The sequence below is a fragment of the Streptomyces sp. NPDC028722 genome (assembly GCF_040637655.1).
Lineage (GTDB): Bacteria > Actinomycetota > Actinomycetes > Streptomycetales > Streptomycetaceae > Streptomyces.
In genome coordinates, this window is sequence record NZ_JBEZWU010000014.1 from 136,811 (window position 1) to 152,672 (window position 15,862).

Genomic DNA, 15,862 nt, shown 5'->3' on the forward strand with positions numbered 1-15,862 from the left:
CGGGCCCGGACGGCGTCCGCGGGCCGCCGGGTGGCCGCGCGGCAGGAGGACCGGGCGGCGCGGGTCACGGCCCGGCCGGCGACTGCTCGCCGCCTCCCGCCGCGGACGCCGTCCCGGGACGCCCGGCGGCGGCTGCCGCGCCGTGGCCGGTGCCGCCGGCGGAGGGGCGCCGTACGACGAGGTCGGCCACCTCGTACGACATCTCGGTCGTCCCGGGTTCGGGCGGCGGGTGGTACCGCCCGCCGCACACCGAGAGGTTGACGATGAGGTACGCGTACCAGTGGTGTCCCACACCCCGTCCGTCCGAGAAGACCTGCGCGCCGTTCAGCCACCAGACCACGGAGCGGGGCCCGAACTCGGTGCGCAGCTCGATCCAGGCGCCGGGGCGGACGGCGTCGTCCCGCAGGTAACGGTTGGCGCCGTGCACATGGTTGGTGAGTTCCAGCAGGTCCGGGTTGTCCGGGTGGTACTCGAAGACGTCGATCTCCTGGTCGCCGTCCCGCCACGTCCAGATGGCCGGCCAGGCGCCGGTCTCCTCCGGCAGCCGTACGCGGGCCTCGAGCACGTCCCCCGGCCGGACGGTGAACCCCTCCTCGCTGCCCTCGGTGGTCAGCAGGCCCGTGTTCCATCTCCCGTCCGGCCGGCGGCCGGCCCGGAAGACGCCCGAGCGGCTGTAGCCGGCATCGGGCACCAGGTAGTCCAGTTTGTCGTCGCCCGGATTGACCGGGCCTCCTCCCGGATAGGCCCACGAGCGGCCCGCGACCCACTGTGCCGTCGAGGTGAAGTCCGCCCTGAACACTACGTCGTACACGGTCGGGCGGCGCGGCGCCGGAAGCGGTCCGCCCAGTGCAGGTTCGTCCATGTCCGATATCTCGCCGACGCCGGGCCGGTCATGCGCCCGGGCCCCGAGCCGGCCGCCAGATTGGCCCTTACGGGTGAACGGCACGGTCGCTCGCGGCCCGTCGGCGGACGCGGCACGTGAACCGGCGGCCCGACGTGTCCCTCAGGAGCCCCGGCTCAGGGCAGGATCGAGTCGACGTATCCGCCGTCGACCCGCAGCGCTCCGCCGGTCGTGGCCGACGCCTGTTCCGAGCTGAGGTAGACCACCATGTGGGCGATCTCCTCCGGCTCGATCAGCCGCTGGATGAGGGACTGCGGGCGGTGCTCGCGCATGAACGTACGCTGCGCCTCGTCCCAGGGCACGTCCCGGTCGACGAGTTCGTACACGAAGTCCTCGACGCCCCCGGTGTGCGTGGGCCCGGCGATGACCGAGTTGACCGTCACGCCCGTGCCCGCCGCCTTCTTGGCGAACCCACGGCTCACCGCCAGCAGCGCGGTCTTCGACATCCCGTAGTGGATCATCTCCGCCGGGATCGCGACAGCCGAGTCACTGGCGACGTACTGGACGCGCCCCCAGCCGCGCTCGGTCATACCCGGCAGGTACTGCCGGGTCAGCCGTACGGCGGCCAGCACGTTCACCTCGAAGTAGCGCCGCCACTCCGCGTCGCTGATCTCCAGCGGGTCGGCCGCGCCGAAGACGCCCAGGTTGTTGACGAGGATGTCCACCTGCGGCAGCACCTCCGCCACTCGGGCCGCGCCCTCCTCGCCGGACACGTCGGCGGCCACCGGCACCAGTTGCGCGCCGGGCGCCTGGCCGGCCAGCGACTCGACGCTGTCGGCCACCCGCCGCTCGTCGCGGCCGTTGACGCCCACGCGAGCGCCGGCCCGGGCGAGAGCGAGGGCGATGGCCGCGCCGATGCCCTGCGTGGAGCCGGTGACCAGGGCGGTACGTCCTGTGAGGTCGATGTGCATGGGCGGGCGGGTTCCCTTCGTGCGCGCGTTCATGCCACGGTCATGCCACGGTCCGTCGAGTGCGGCGGTCGCGCGCGCCGGAGAACGGCGGGGCACGAACGCGATCGGCCGTCCGGCCCCGGCGCCTTGTGCGGTGACATCCGTCCGGGCCCGGCGTCGTGCGGGGGCATCCGGCTGACCCGGCTTCCTGCGGGGCCCGGCCTGCCCCGGCTTCCTGAGGGGTATCCGGCTGACCCCGGCCCGCACCGGCCGCCCCCCTGCACCGGCCGGCCCGAGGTGGGCTCGATCCCGGCCGTGGTGCGGAGGGGGCGCGACCGCCTCGGCCCACGCCGGGCCGCCTCGGCTTACGCCGGTCCGTCCGTCCCGGCCGACGCCGGTCCACCTAGACCGACCCCATCCGGTCCCGCCCGCACCGGCCCGCCCGAGGTCGGCTCGATCCGGGCCGTGGTGCGGGGGGAGCGCGGCGGTCCCGGCGGTCCCGGCGGTCCCGCCCCACGCCGGTCCGCCTCGGCCGAACCCGGGCCGTCCAATCCCCGTCGGCCGGCCGGCCCCCGACCGGCCGGCCCGAGGTCGGCTCGATCCCGGCCATGGTGCGGAGGAGGCGCGGCCGTCCCGGCAGTGGTGCGGAGGGGACGCGGCCCTGGCCCGGGGACGGCGTGGGCCAGGTGTGGGGACGGCGTGGCCCCGGCGCGGCCCGCGGCGCTCAGTCCTGGACGTCGATCCGGTACGCGAGAGCCGTGACCTGGAGGTCACCCTGGTCCACCCACTGCGGGAACGCGAGCGTCTTGTGGCTGGTCGCGGCCGGCGGCGTCACCTGGAGGTACGCGGCACGGACGGCGTCCGGGGTGCCGGTGTTGGCATGGGTCCAGGAGATGACCGCCTCGGCGCTCCCGCCCTTGCGGAGGGTCAGCGTGGACTTGGCGGGGCTCTTCGCGTACCAGGTGTCGCCCCAGTGGGTGGTCGACCGAAGCGTCCGGTGAGCGGCGTTCTCCAGGCCGAGGCCCGGGAAGCCCCGCAGCAGGCAGGTGCGGGCACCGGTGTTCGTCAGTTTGACGACCACGCCCTGGTGGTTCATGCCGCCGGCCAGCTGCTTGCCGAACGAGGCGCTCAGGGCGGATACGGAGCAGGTGGGCGCCGTGGTCGCCGTTCGCGTCCCGGCGGCCCGCGCGGCGCCCGTGCCGGCGAGGCCCAGTCCGGCGGCGGTGGTCACGGCGAGTATCGCCCGGCCGAGGTGCCGGCGGCGTCCGGACCGGGCGGTCGTCGGGGCCTGGGGGGTGTGACTCCTGTGCTGCCGAGTCGTCATGAGTCGTGTACTCCTTCGTTGTCGGCTTCCGGGTCTGCCTTCCCCGGGTGAGATGCCGTACGTCCCGGGAATGTTCGCGAACGCCGGTCCGACCGAAAGGATCCGGCCGCGCCCGCGACCCGGTTCCGCGGAGGCCGGCACCACGACCCCTTTTCCCCGGGCACCGGACACCACGGTCCGCCCCTGACATGACACGATCGCCACCCGCAAGTACCGAATGTGTCCCCGGGAGGACGTCGCCGTGACCCGCGTATTCACCGTGTCCCGCAGTATCTTCATCGACGTCCCGCCGGAGACGGTCTACGAGGCGGTGTGCCGCCCCGCTGACATGGGCCGGTGGAGCCCGGAGAACCAGGGCACGGTGGGCGGCGTGCCGGGCGAACGGGCCATCGTGGGAACGACGTTCGAGGGACGCAACAAGCGGGGGACGTTCCGCTGGGTCACCCGGTGCACGGTGACAGCGGCCGATCCCGGCCGCCGCTTCGCCTTCCGCGTCCACGCGATCGGGGTCAGGCGCCCCCGACTGCGGGGTCCCATCGCCACCTGGGAGTACACCTTCGCGCCGGAGGGCACCGGCTGCCGGGTGACGGAGACCTGGACGGACGACCGGCGCGCGTGGCCCGCTCCCGTCGCCCAGCTCTTCGACCGGATCGCCACCGGGGGGAAGACGTTCGCCGACTTCCAGACGGGCAACATCGACAGGACCCTGGGCAACCTCAAACGGGACTTGGAGGCGGCCCACCGGGTCTGAGTGCCGCGCTCACGTCGGGGCGGGAGCCGTCGAGTTCACCCGCCCGTCGCGCCGACGTCGGCTCACGGGGCGGTGGCCGTCACGCACGACCGGTGGAGTGGACCACCGTTTCCGGCCGCGTGCCGGGCGGCCGGACGGCCCGCCGGGCCGGCCGCCCCCGAACCAGAGGTGAGGTGGACGGGCATGCGTCACTCCCGTACCCAGGACGCCGCACGGCGCTCCGCTCGTGTCCGCGCGCGGCTCGCCACGACCGCCGTGCTCGCCATGACGCTGTCCGCGTCCCTGCCCGGCCCCGCGGAGGCCGGCGCCGCGCACACCGCCCCGGCCGAGCGGTGGACGACCCGGACCCCCGCTCCCGGTGTCACGGTCCGCACCGGTGTCATCCGCCACCCCGGCATCACGCACTCCTGGACCGTGACCGTCCAGGCCCCCCGCGGCACCCGGCCGGCCCCCGACGACCCGGACGCGCCGGTGACCTGGGCCGAGGTCGCCACCCGTACCTGGGCGCACGACACGGCGCGCCGGCTCACCGGGGCGGGCCTGCGGCCACGCGTGGAGAGCGTGCGGTGGCCCCGCTACGCCGACACCCCGCACGGCCTGATGGGGTACCGGGTCCGCGTCGGCCGCTTCACCACCCGGGACGAGGCCCGGGCCACGGCGTCGGCCGTCACCGCGGCGGGGTTCCACCCGACCCTGTCCTGGACCGGGTACGACGCGCAGGAACCGGCCGACCTGGAGAACATCCACGTCGCGGTGATCGACCCGGAGACCTTCGACGGATCGGTCGAGGCCACCCATGACGGCGATGTGACGCGGCGCGCGACCACCTCGGCGGTGGCGCGCGAACTGCGCTCCCTGGTCGCCGTCAACGGCGGATTCTTCGTCCTGTCACCGGCCGACGGGGTACCGGGCACCATGTCCGGGATCGGCGCCTACGACGGCGAACTGGAGTCGATGGCGGTCGGATCCCGCTCCGCGCTGCTCCTCGCGGACGGCGGCCACGACCTCCGGATCGCCGACCTGACCAGTACCGTCACCGCCCGATCGGCCGACGCCGCCTACCGGATCCAGGGCATCGACCGGCTGCCCGGCACGGTTCGGGACTGCGGCCGGCCCGGCGGCACGCCCACCGAGCTGCCGCGGCAGGACGTCACGTGCCGGCTGGCCGACGACATGGTCGCGTTCACCCCGGCCTTCCGGGCCGCCCTGCCCACCGGTGCCGGCGCCCAGGTCGTGCTGGACGCGTCCGGCCGGGTCGTCTCCGCCGGCCCGCGCGGCGGACGGGTACCCGCGGACGGACGCGTGCTCCAGGGCATCGGCCGGGCGGCCGGCTGGCTGACGGCGCACGCCGGGCCGTACGACCGGATCAGGGTGGACGAGACCGTGCGCGACACCCGGGGCGGGCGGATCACGCTCCACGGCGGCGACTCCCTCGTCAGCGCGGCCCCGACGCTGGTGCGCAACGGCCGCGTCGACATCGACGCCGCCGCCGAGGGAGTCGTCGACCCCGCGGACACGTCGTTCGGTTACGCGTGGGCCGACGTGCGTCAGCCCCGCACCCTGGCGGGCATCGACAGGCGAGGCCGGCTGCTCCTCGTGACGGCCGACGGGCGGCTGACGAACGGCAGCGAGGGGTTCACCCTCCACGAAGCCGCCGTGTTCATGAAGTCGCTCGGTGCCGTACAGGCGATGAACCTCGACGGCGGCGGCTCCACCGCGATGGCCGTGAACGGCACGCTGGTCAACCAGCCGTCCGACGCCACCGGCGAGCGCGCCGTCGGAGACACCGTCCAGGTCCTGCCCGCCCGGCACTGACGTCCGCCGCGGATGATCAACATGGCAGGATGCGCAGAGGTGAACGCCAAGACAGACAGGCATCGGGCATGACTGCTGAGTGGTACGTCCTCATCGAGGAGGACACGAGAGTGACGGAGCGTGTCGACGGCACGTCGCTCAAGCTGCACCGGTGGATGCTGACGGGCGTTCACCCCGTCGAGGGCGACGAGGCGCGGGCGGTCGAGGCGGCCGAGGACGCGGCCCTGCACCACCTGCCGGACACGCTGGCACGCCATGCCCGGCCGGGGGACGAACCGGCGCGACACGCCCTCCTCACCCAGGACGGCGCCTGGGTGGTGCTCCTCCGGCAGCGGCACCGCGAATGTCACATACGGGTGACCACGGCCCGCCTCATGCACACGACGCAGGAGAAGGAAGCTCCGCCGAAGAGCATCAAGGACAAGCTCCGCGGCGCGCTGGAGGGCCCGCCGCCTCCCCCGAAGCGGTGGGAGCCGAGCTGAACGGCTCGCCGGCGGGAGCAACGGCACGGCTACGCTCGCCGCATGACTCCTCCCCGCCGGAAACTCCTGACACTGCCCGCCCGATTCCGGATCGAGCACGTCTCCGGTGGAGCGCGGCTCGCCGATGACGACTGGTACGCGGTCGTACGCGCTCCCGAGGGTCTGACCGTTCTCCGGGAGGTCACTGCCGACGCCTCCGGCGAAGAGGAACACTGGGCCGGCCTGTACGGCGACGACCCCCACGGCCTCGACCTGCCGGGCATGCTGGCCGCCGTGGTCGGGCCGCTGGGCTCGGCGGGGATCCCGGTGTTCGTGACCTCCACCTACCACTCCGACCTCGTCCTCGTCCCCACCGACAGGTACGACGACGCGGCCGACGTCCTGCGGTCTGCGGGCCACGAGGTCGTCCCGGCGACCTGACACCCCCGAGCGACCTCCAGCCCACGGTCCCGGACCGGATCCGCCGGCGGATGCCGCCGAGGGCGGGGGAGCCTGCTGCCGAGCCCGGCGTTCGCAGCCCGGCCGGGATCTCCGGCGACGCGGCGTGGACGCGGGTAGGCGCCGACGGGGGCCCCTGACCCGGGGTGGGGCCACACCGACGGCGCCTGTCCCGGGTGGGGTGGTCAGAGGGCGGGGCCGGGGTCGCCGGGGCGGACGCGACCGCGCCAGGCGCCGGATTCCGTGCCGCGCTCCTCGATGTACTGCTTGAACCGCCGCATGTCGCCCTTGACCCGCCGGTCGATCGTGCCGACCATGTCCGCGACCTTCTCCGCGGCTCCACTGGGCTCGACCTCCATCACCAGCTCGACCTTGGTGTGGGAGTCGTCGAGGCGCTCGAAGCGGACCGTGCCCTTCTGCCGGGTGTCGCCGGTGGTGGTGCGCCAGGTGATGCGCTCGTCGGCCAGCTGGTCGACGATCTCGGTGTCGAACTCCCGGCGTACTCCGGCGACCTTCGTGGTCCAGTGATTGTGCTGGCGTCCAGCTGGGTGACCTCCTCGACGCCTTCCATGAAGTTCGGGAACTCCTCGAACTGCGTCCACTGGTTGTAGGCGGTGTGGACGGGGACGTCGACTTCCACCACTTCCTTGACCGTGCTCATCTGTGCGCCTCCGTGGTCTGGCTCGACTGCCGGACGGCCCGTCGGCCCGCGCAGCGGACCCGGGCCGGGGCCGGTCGGGTACCCGGGGACGCGCCGGTCATGAGCGATACGGATCCAGCCACCGCCCCGTATTCCGGCCACCGCCGTGACGTGGTGTTTTACAGTGTCTGGCACCAGTTCCGGCAACAGGACCTGTGAGGTACACGCGAACATGCCGACCGAGACATTCGAGTTCCAGGTAGAGGCCCGTCAGCTGCTCCAGCTGATGATCCACTCGGTCTACTCGAACAAAGACGTCTTCCTGCGCGAACTCGTCTCCAACGCCTCCGACGCACTGGACAAGCTGCGTCTGGAGAAACTCAGGGACGACTCCCTGGACGCCGACGTGTCCGACCCGCACATCGAGATCGACGTCGACAAGGACGCCCGCACCCTCACCGTGCGGGACAACGGCATCGGGATGTCGTACGAGGAGGTCGGGCAGCTCATCGGCACGATCGCCAACTCGGGCACCGCCGAGTTCCTGAAGGAACTGCGGGAGGCGCAGGACGGGGGCGGCACCGAGGGGCTCATCGGCCAGTTCGGCGTCGGGTTCTACTCCGGCTTCATGGTGGCGGACGAGGTCACCCTGGTGACCCGGCGCGCCGGCGAGGGCCGGGGCACCCGCTGGACGTCACGCGGCGAGGGCACGTACACCCTGGAGGCGGTCGACGACGCGCCGCAGGGCACCTCGGTCACGCTCCACCTCAAGCCGGCCGACCCGGAGAACCAGCTCCACGACTACACCTCCCCGTGGAAGATCAAGGAGATCATCCAGCGCTACTCGGACTTCATCACCTGGCCGATCCGGATGGTGCCCGAGGCGCCCGCCACGGCCGACGCGAGCGGTGAGACACCCGGACCCGAGACGCTCAACAGCATGAAGGCCCTGTGGGCCCGCTCGCGCGAGGAGGTGTCCGAGGACGAGTACCACGAGCTGTACAAGCACATCGCCCACGACTGGCGCGACCCGCTGGAGACGATCCGGCTCCAGGCCGAGGGCACCTTCGAGTACCAGGCGCTGCTGTTCCTGCCCGCGCACGCCCCCCACGACCTGTTCACGCGCGACGCCAAGCGGGGCGTGCAGCTGTACGTCAAGCGCGTGTTCATCATGGACGACTGCGAGGCGCTGCTGCCGCCGTACCTGCGCTTCGTCAAGGGCGTCGTGGACGCGGCGGACCTGTCGCTGAACGTGTCCCGCGAGATCCTCCAGCAGGACCGCCACATCGAGATGATGCGGCGGCGGCTGACCAAGAAGGTCCTGTCCACGGTCAAGGACATGATGGCCAAGGACCGGGACCGGTACGCCACGTTCTGGCGGGAGTTCGGTACGGCGCTGAAGGAGGGCCTGGTCACCGACGCGGAGAACCGCGACGCCCTCCTCGCCGTCGCGTCGTTCGCGAGCACGCACGACGACACCGAGCCGACCACCCTCAAGCAGTACGTGGAGCGGATGCGGGACGGCCAGGACGACATCTACTACCTGACCGGCGAGTCCCGGCAGAGCATCGAGAACTCCCCGCACATGGAGGCGTTCCGGGAACGCGGCATCGAGGTGCTGCTGCTCACCGACGCCGTCGACGAGGTGTGGGCCGACGCCGTCGGCGAGTACGAGGGCAAGAAGCTGCGCTCCGTCGCCAAGGGCCGCATCGACCTCGACGCCGAGGACGACGACACCGCCGACGGTGAGCGGGAGAAGCAGAGCGAGGAGTACGCCGGGCTGCTCGGCTGGATGAAGGAGCAGCTGGACGAGGACATCAAGGAGGTGCGCCTGTCCTCCCGGCTGACCGTGTCCCCGGCCTGCGTGGTCTCCGACGCGCACGACCTGACCCCGGCCCTGGAGAACATGTACCGCGCGATGGGCCAGGAGGTGCCCCGCGCCAAGCGCATCCTGGAGCTCAACCCCGACCACCAGCTGGTCAAGGGCCTGAACCAGGCCTACAAGGAGCGCGAGGACCGTGCGGAACTGGCCGAGACCGCCGAGCTGCTGCACGGCCTCGCGGTCCTCGCCGAGGGAGGCCAGCCGAAGGAACCGGCCCGCTTCGTCAAGCTGATGGCGGACCGTCTGGAACGCGCGCTGTAATCCGGCGCGCCGGGCGTCGGCGGCCTGTTCCTCCGGCCGGGAGGCGCGGACGGCCGACGCCCGGGTCCGCGCCGGGCCGGGGTTTCCGCGGGTCGGGCGGCGGGGTCCGGTGAAGCGCGGGTCAGGTGGGGCGGCGGCCAGGTGGCACGCCGGTCAGGTGTGCCGGGCGTGCAGCGGGTCGTCGGCGGTCTCGTCCGGACCTTTCCGGTGCGGTCGGTCCGCGTGCCGGTCGCGCTGCCGGTCGAACAGCGCGAGCGCCAGGGCGGCCAGCATGCCGGCGAGGGCGCAGCACAGCGCGGTGACGACGGCGCCGCGGTAGTCGCCGCTGCCGCCGAGCACCAGGTAGAACAGGCCGGGCAGAGCGGCGGTCCCCAGCGCGGCGCCCAGCCGCTGCCCGGTCTGGAGGGCGCCGCCCGCCGCGCCCGCCATGCGCACGGGTACGTCCCGCAGGGTCATGGTGATGTTGGGGGAGACCACGAAGCCGCTGCCGATGCCGCCGAGGAAGAGGACCGGGGCGGCGATCCACGGCGCGCTGTGCAGGGGCGCGAGACGCAGCAGCAGCGCGGTGCCGCCGAAGCCGGCGATCACACCCGTGAGGCCGCACACGGTGAGCAGGCGGCCGAACCGCTCCACCAGCCGGCCGGCGACCACGGCGGCGCTGGCCGAGCCGATGGCGAAGGGGGTGACGGCGAGGCCGGACTGGAGCGGGGAGAAGCCGAGGCCCCGCTGGTAGAACAGGGCGAAGACCAGCCAGACGCCGCTGAAGCCGACGAAGTACAGGGTGCCGATGCCGGCGCCCACCGCGTAGCCGCGCACGGTGCTGAACAGGCGCGGGTCGAGCAGCGGCTGGGTGCCCCGGGCGACGAGACGATGCTGCCACCGGGCGAAGCCGACGAGGACCGCGGCGCCCACGGGGAACAGCCACCACAGGCGGTGGATGCCGCCGGAGTCCGCCTGGACCAGCGGGTACATCAGCGCGAGGACACCCAGACCGAGGAGCAGGATGCCGGGCACGTCCAGGTGTCCCCGTCCCGAGCGGCGGGTGCGGGGCAGCAGGCGGCGGCCGAGGAGGACGGCGAGGATGCCGATGGGGACGTTGACGTAGAAGATCCACCGCCAGCCCTGCTCACCGGAGGCGAGGGCGAGGATGGTGCCCCCGGTTATCGGACCGGCGGCGGAGGATATGCCGACGGTGGCGCCGAAGAAACCGAAGGCCCGGCCGCGTTCGGCGCCGCGGAACATCTGCTGGATGAGCGCGGAGTTCTGGGGGGCCATGAACCCGGCGGCCAGACCCTGGGCGAGGCGGGCGGCCACGAGCAGCGTGATGTCGGGAGCGGCTCCGCAGCCCGCGCTGAAGAGGACGAAGCCGCCGAGGGCCAGCAGGAAGATACGGCGCCGGTCCAGCGCGTCGCCGAGGCGGCCGGCGGTGACGAGGGCGAGGGCGAAGGTCAGGGCGTACCCGGACACCACCCACTGCACCTGCGCGGGCGAGGCGTGCAGATCGCGCTGGATGGTGGGCAGGGCGACCGCCACGATCGTCACGTCGAGCAGGCTCATGAAACCGGCCACCAGAGTGACCCACAGGGCACGCCACCGCTGCGGATCCGGCTCGTACCCGCTCTCCTGAGCGTCCGGGCCGCGACCGCCTGCCGCTGACGTCGACGCTGTCACCGGACTCCTCCTACCGGCTCGACACCCCGGCGAACCAGGTTCCCGTCCACCCGCCGCCTAACCGGCGGCACCCTCACACGACTCGACGGCGGCGGACACGCGCGGGAGTCGACCGCGACGACCCACCGGCCGGCCGGGGGCGGTGGTCACCGGGCCGGGGGCCGGGGCCCCTGGGACGGCTCCTCGGCGGGGACGCGGACGGCGAGTGCCGCGATGTCGTCCCGGAGCCGGTTGCCGCTGTGGACCAGCAGGTCCTGGTGGAGCCGTTCCAGGAGGTCCCGTGGCGGCAGGGCGGCCCAGGAGCGCAGGCGCGGCAGCAGGGGATAGAACGCCCCGGCCGCGTCCCGTGTCTCCGTGATGCCGTCCGTGTACAGCAGCAGCTGGTCGCCGGGCCGCAGGGCGTACGCGTCGACGTGGTACGGCTCCCCGACCAGCACGCCGAGGTTCAGCGGCGGCGCCGACCGGCCCCGGTCCAGCTCCTCCACGGTGCCGGAACGGATGAGCACCGGCGGCGGATGGCCGCAGTTGACGACGCGGACCACGGGGGAGTCGGCGGGGATCTCGGCGAAGACGGCGGTGACGAACCGTTCGCCCGCCTCACCGCCGCCCAGCTGCGCCGCCCTGCGGTCCATGCTCGTCTCCACCCGGTCGGCCAGGGCGGGAAGGGCGGGTTCGTCGTGCGCCGCCTCGCGGAACGCGCCCAGCAGGGCCGCGGCGGTCTCGACCGCGAGCAGCCCCTTGCCGCGCACGTCACCGATGAGCAGCCGGACTCCGTACCGGGTGCGGACCGCCTCGTACAGATCACCGCCGATGCGGGCCTCCGCGGCGGCGGACAGGTAGAGACTCTCCAGCACGAGACCGTCGATCCGCTGCGGAACCGGTCGGAGCAGGACGCGCTGGGCGATCTCGGCCACGGACCGAACGTCGGCCAGCGTGCGTTCACGGCGGATGCGGTGCGCGGCCAGGATCGTGCCGAGGACGCCCACCAGGCCGGTGCAGACGTAGTCGGCCACGTAGTGACGGTCCCAGAGGTAGCCGACGGGCCGGCCGGCACAGCACGGGGTACCGGCCAGGACGCCTTCCAGGGCGACGGCGAACACGGTGACGACGCCGACGACCACGGGACCGTAGGCGAAAGCGGCCACCACAGACACACCGACCAGCAGGAAACTCACCGGCCAGTCCACCGGGGTCAGGGGCTCCAGCAGCAGGACGACCGCGACGTACAGGGCCGGAAGCCACCGCAGCCACGCCGGCGGGGCCGGCACCCCCGCCCGTGTACCGGTGCCGTCCTCCGACACCCGACCGGTATGTCCAGGTCTCGGGATACGTGCTCCTCGCACACGGACTCCTGTCACAGGAACTCGACAAGAGTCCCACCCTGGTGCGCCGGGCCACGGCACACCGGTGATTGCTCCACCTCACGGCATGTTTCGCGGGCCCTCCGCGCGGGCATCGGCACGGGGCTCGCGGCCGCGCCGCACGCCGGCATGCCCGGCCCCTCGGCCGGCGCACCGGTCGCCGATCACGGAGAGGGGGTGTTAGAACAGGGAGATGAGCGGACGTTCCCGCCGGCCATGGGCGAGAGCGGCGCCGCCGCCCGGCAGCCGGTGGTCATCCGATCCGTCCCGCAGGAGAAGGCAGCCCTGGCCGCCACGCGGACGCCGCCTGTCCTCTTCGCTGAGCGTCCGGACCCTCGCCGCGCAGGTCTTCCTGCTCCAGGCGCTGATCATGCTGGTCCTGGTGGCGGTGGCCGCCTCCGCCCTGGTCGTACAGGGCCGGTACGACGCCGAACGCAACGCCAGGGACCGGTCCCTGGCCGCCGCGGAGTCGTTCGCACACGCGCCCGGCACGGCACTGGCGCTCCGGTCACCGGATCCCACGGCCCGCTTGCAGGCGGCGGCGGAACAGGCCCGGAAGGGTTCCGGCGTCGACTTCGTCACCGTCCTGAACGCACACGGGGTCCGGCTCACTGATCCCGACCCCGCGCTGATCGGCACCAAGGCCCAGGGCGTCGGCCGGGCCGCCGAGGGGGAGACGTTCACCGAGACGTTCCACGGCCGGCCGACCGACGCCGTGCGCGCGGTCGTACCGGTGATGGACGCGAGCAGACGCGTGGTCGGCATGATCACCGCCGGCATCGAGTACGCCAACGTGGGCGACGTCCTGAACCAGCAGCTGCCCACGCTGCTCGGCGCGGCGGCGGGGGCGCTCGTGCTGGCCACCAGCGGCGCCGCCCTGATCAGCCGCCGGCTGCTGCGGCAGACCCACGGGCTCGGCCCGGCCGAGATGACCCAGATGTACGAGCACCACGACGCCGTGCTGCACGCGGTGCGCGAGGGCGTACTGATCGTCGGCGGCGACGGGCGGATACTGCTCGCCAACGACGAGGCGAGCCGTCTGCTGGACCTCCCCGACGACGCCGACCAGCGGCACGTGCGGGAACTGGGCCTGGGACCGGCCCTGACCCGGCTGCTGGAGGCGGGTGAGGCCGTGTCCGACGAGATCATCCCGGCCGGGGACCGGCTGCTGGCGGTCAACATCCGGCCCACCGCCCCCTACGGCGGCGGTCAGGGGCTCGTCGCCACCTTCCGTGACACCACCGACCTCAGGGCCCTCACCGGGCAGGCCGAGCTGGCGCGGGGCCGGCTGTCGTTCCTGTACGAGGCGGGCATGCGGATCGGCACCACACTCGACGTACGGCGCACGGCCGAGGAACTGACCGAGGTGGCCGTCCCGCGCCTGGCCGACATCGTCACCGTGGAGATCCTCGACTCCGTGCTGCGCGGCGAGGAGCCCTCGAGCGCGGTGCACGAGATGCGCCGCACCGCCCTGCGCGCCTCACAGCCCGGACACCCCCTCCAGCCGGTCGGCGACGTGATCCGGTTCGTGATGGCCGACACCCCGATGGTGGCGGCGCTGCGCCGGGGCAGAGCGGTCCTCGTGCCGGACCTGGCCGCCGCCCGGGACTGGCGCGCGCAGGACCCCGAGGGAGCACGGCGGGCGCTGGAGCACGGCATCCACTCACTGATCACCGTGCCGCTCCGGGCGCGCGGAGTGGTCCTCGGCATGGTCAACTTCTGGCGCGGTGCGGACGCCCCCCCGTTCGACGAGGAGGACGTCGCCGTGACCGAGGAACTGGTGGCCCGCGCCGCCGTCGCCATCGACAACGCACGCCGGTACTCCCGCGAACACGCCATGGCCATGACCCTCCAGCGCAACCTGCTGCCGCTGGGCCTGCCGGACCAGGACGCGCTGGAGATCGCCTCACGCTATCTGCCGGCACAGTCCGGCGTGGGCGGCGACTGGTTCGACGTCATCCCGCTGCCCGGCTTCCGGGTGGCGCTCGTCGTCGGTGACATCGTGGGCCACGGACTACAGGCCGCGGTGACCATGGGACGGCTGCGCACCGCCGTGCTGAACTTCTCCTCCCTGGACCTGGCACCAGACGAACTGCTCGGCCACCTGGACGAGATGGTGACCCGGCTGGACTCGCAGACCGCGACCGCCGACGACGACCGCGAACCCCTCACCGGCGCCACCTGCCTCTACGCCATCTACGACCCGGTCGGCGGGCGCTGCACCTTCTCCCGCGCCGGCCACCTCGCACCCGCCGTCGCCGATCCCCAGGGCCGGGTGACCTTCCCCGACCTGCCCCTGTCACCGCCGCTGGGCGTCGGCGGACACCCCTTCGAGGCCGGCGAGCTGGACCTGCCCGAGGGCAGCCGGCTCGTCCTGTTCACCGACGGTCTGGTCGAGGACCGCGGACGGGACATCGACGAGGGCCTGGAGACGCTCTCCGTGACCATCGCCCGCGCCGACCCCGCACCGGAGGAGACCTGCCGCGCCCTGGTGGAGACGATGCTGCCCGAACACCCTGTCGACGACGTGGCGCTGCTGGTCGCCCGGACCCGGCGCCTCGATCCTTCGTGCGCCGCTAGCTGGGAAGTCCCGTTCGACGTCACGGCGGTGCCCCGGGTACGCAACGAGGTGAGCCGGAAACTCGCCGAATGGCATCTGGAGGAGTCGGCGTTCACCACGGAACTGATCCTCAGCGAGCTCCTCACCAACGCGATCCGCTACGGCGCCCCGCCCATCTGCGTCAGGCTGCTGCTGGGCCGGACCCTGGTCTGTGAGGTGTCGGACGGCAGCAACACCTCACCCCGGCTGCGGCACGCGGCCACCACCGACGAGGGCGGCCGCGGCCTCTTCCTCGTCTCCCAGTTCGCGGACATCTGGGGCACCCGCTACGCGGCGCGCGGAAAGGTCATCTGGGCCGAACAGAAACTGGACCGCACCGCCGCACCGGACGCCTCGGCGATGTTCGACGTCCTCGACCTCTGACACCGGCGGGCGTGCGCCCGTACGGCACCCCACGCGGGCGGCGCCGCGTACCGCGGCGTTCCCCGACGGCCCGCCGCTCTGAGGAGCCCCCCGCGGCTCGGCCCGCGTCCTCGACCCCGCTCAGCTGTGCGGCCCCGGGCCGCAGCCTGTGCATCCGGCGCGTCACCCGGATGCAGTAGAACAGGCTGAGCACCACGAGAACCACCGCGGCCCCCGGCCATGAGCCCGCCTCGGCGAGCAGGAACGCCGCGGAGAAGACACCCACGCGGAGACCTGGCCCCCGCTCCCCGGCCCACCGGCCCCCGCACCCCCGGCCCACCGGCCCCCACACCCCGCACCCACCACCAGCCCGGAACGAGAATCACCCCGCCCACGGTGGCCCCCCCGTCACCGGCGCAACGACCACCCCGGCACGTCGGGGCCTGCACCCGCACACGGCGCACGGACACCGGCGGACCGGGAG

General features: G+C 73.2%; 11 protein-coding genes and 1 pseudogene. 6 read left to right on the plus strand and 6 right to left on the minus strand.

Features of this window, described 5'->3' with window-relative positions:
• Nucleotides 1-64: 64 nt before the first annotated feature.
• The 3 genes from AB0F03_RS22155 to AB0F03_RS22165 all read right to left on the minus strand — a co-directional run bounded on the left by AB0F03_RS22155 (nt 65) and on the right by AB0F03_RS22165 (nt 3,115).
• Entirely contained in the window at nt 65-862 is a 798-nt protein-coding gene (locus AB0F03_RS22155) for a beta-glucanase (protein WP_361994568.1), read from the minus strand.
• Between the two features lie 155 nt (nt 863-1,017).
• Complete coding sequence (locus AB0F03_RS22160) at nt 1,018-1,812, minus strand: SDR family oxidoreductase (RefSeq protein ID WP_361994571.1); 795 nt, start codon at nt 1,810-1,812, stop codon at nt 1,018-1,020.
• Between the two features lie 703 nt (nt 1,813-2,515).
• Nucleotides 2,516-3,115 (minus strand): DUF4232 domain-containing protein, encoded by a 600-nt coding sequence (locus AB0F03_RS22165; RefSeq protein WP_361994574.1) that lies wholly within the window; start codon nt 3,113-3,115, stop codon nt 2,516-2,518.
• 241 nt (nt 3,116-3,356) lie between these two features.
• Here AB0F03_RS22165 and AB0F03_RS22170 point away from each other — a divergent pair, with 241 nt between their 5' ends.
• From AB0F03_RS22170 to AB0F03_RS22185, 4 genes are all read left to right on the plus strand, one after another.
• Nucleotides 3,357-3,866 (plus strand): SRPBCC family protein, encoded by a 510-nt coding sequence (locus AB0F03_RS22170; protein WP_361994576.1) that lies wholly within the window; start codon nt 3,357-3,359, stop codon nt 3,864-3,866.
• 183 nt (nt 3,867-4,049) lie between these two features.
• Nucleotides 4,050-5,681, plus strand: a complete 1,632-nt coding sequence (locus AB0F03_RS22175; RefSeq protein WP_361994579.1) for a phosphodiester glycosidase family protein — start codon at nt 4,050-4,052, stop codon at nt 5,679-5,681.
• Nucleotides 5,682-5,749: 68 nt separating this feature from the next.
• The gene (locus AB0F03_RS22180; RefSeq protein WP_361994582.1) at nt 5,750-6,163 is read left to right on the plus strand and encodes a hypothetical protein; all 414 of its coding nucleotides are present in this window, start codon (nt 5,750-5,752) and stop codon (nt 6,161-6,163) included.
• A 42-nt stretch (nt 6,164-6,205) separates the two neighbouring features.
• The gene (locus AB0F03_RS22185; protein WP_361994585.1) at nt 6,206-6,583 is read left to right on the plus strand and encodes an ACT domain-containing protein; all 378 of its coding nucleotides are present in this window, start codon (nt 6,206-6,208) and stop codon (nt 6,581-6,583) included.
• A gap of 203 nt (nt 6,584-6,786) precedes the next feature.
• On the opposite strand, the pseudogene AB0F03_RS22190 reads toward AB0F03_RS22185, so the two are convergent.
• A pseudogene (locus AB0F03_RS22190) lies at nt 6,787-7,262 on the minus strand (SRPBCC family protein).
• A 211-nt stretch (nt 7,263-7,473) separates the two neighbouring features.
• On the opposite strand from AB0F03_RS22190, the gene htpG reads away from it, so the two are divergent.
• Nucleotides 7,474-9,384 carry a molecular chaperone HtpG gene (htpG, locus tag AB0F03_RS22195; RefSeq protein ID WP_361994588.1) on the plus strand — a complete coding sequence of 637 codons (1,911 nt, stop codon included), beginning with the start codon at nt 7,474-7,476 and terminating at the stop codon, nt 9,382-9,384.
• 153 nt (nt 9,385-9,537) lie between these two features.
• On the opposite strand, the gene AB0F03_RS22200 is transcribed toward htpG, so the two are convergent.
• Together AB0F03_RS22200 and AB0F03_RS22205 are read right to left on the minus strand one after the other, a co-directional pair.
• Nucleotides 9,538-11,055 (minus strand): MFS transporter, encoded by a 1,518-nt coding sequence (locus AB0F03_RS22200; protein ID WP_361994591.1) that lies wholly within the window; start codon nt 11,053-11,055, stop codon nt 9,538-9,540.
• Between the two features lie 146 nt (nt 11,056-11,201).
• Nucleotides 11,202-12,323: a PP2C family protein-serine/threonine phosphatase gene (locus AB0F03_RS22205; protein WP_361994594.1), complete on the minus strand. Its 1,122-nt coding sequence runs from the start codon at nt 12,321-12,323 to the stop codon at nt 11,202-11,204.
• 286 nt (nt 12,324-12,609) lie between these two features.
• Between AB0F03_RS22205 and AB0F03_RS22210 the strand changes: the two genes are divergently transcribed.
• A complete protein-coding gene (locus AB0F03_RS22210) occupies nt 12,610-15,399 on the plus strand; it encodes a SpoIIE family protein phosphatase (protein ID WP_361994597.1) in 2,790 nt (929 codons plus the stop codon).
• Nucleotides 15,400-15,862 lie beyond the last annotated feature (463 nt).

Excerpts from the sequence above, each read along its gene's own strand:
- AB0F03_RS22155 (WP_361994568.1), bottom strand. The coding sequence starts at position 862 with ATGGACGAACCTGCACTGGGCGGACCGCTTCCGGCGCCGCGCCGCCCG.
- AB0F03_RS22160 (WP_361994571.1), bottom strand. The coding sequence starts at position 1,812 with ATGCACATCGACCTCACAGGACGTACCGCCCTGGTCACCGGCTCCACG.
- AB0F03_RS22165 (WP_361994574.1), bottom strand. The coding sequence starts at position 3,115 with ATGACGACTCGGCAGCACAGGAGTCACACCCCCCAGGCCCCGACGACC.
- AB0F03_RS22175 (WP_361994579.1), top strand. The coding sequence starts at position 4,050 with ATGCGTCACTCCCGTACCCAGGACGCCGCACGGCGCTCCGCTCGTGTC.
- AB0F03_RS22180 (WP_361994582.1), top strand. The coding sequence starts at position 5,750 with ATGACTGCTGAGTGGTACGTCCTCATCGAGGAGGACACGAGAGTGACG.
- AB0F03_RS22185 (WP_361994585.1), top strand. The coding sequence starts at position 6,206 with ATGACTCCTCCCCGCCGGAAACTCCTGACACTGCCCGCCCGATTCCGG.
- htpG (WP_361994588.1), top strand. The coding sequence starts at position 7,474 with ATGCCGACCGAGACATTCGAGTTCCAGGTAGAGGCCCGTCAGCTGCTC.
- AB0F03_RS22210 (WP_361994597.1), top strand. The coding sequence starts at position 12,610 with ATGAGCGGACGTTCCCGCCGGCCATGGGCGAGAGCGGCGCCGCCGCCC.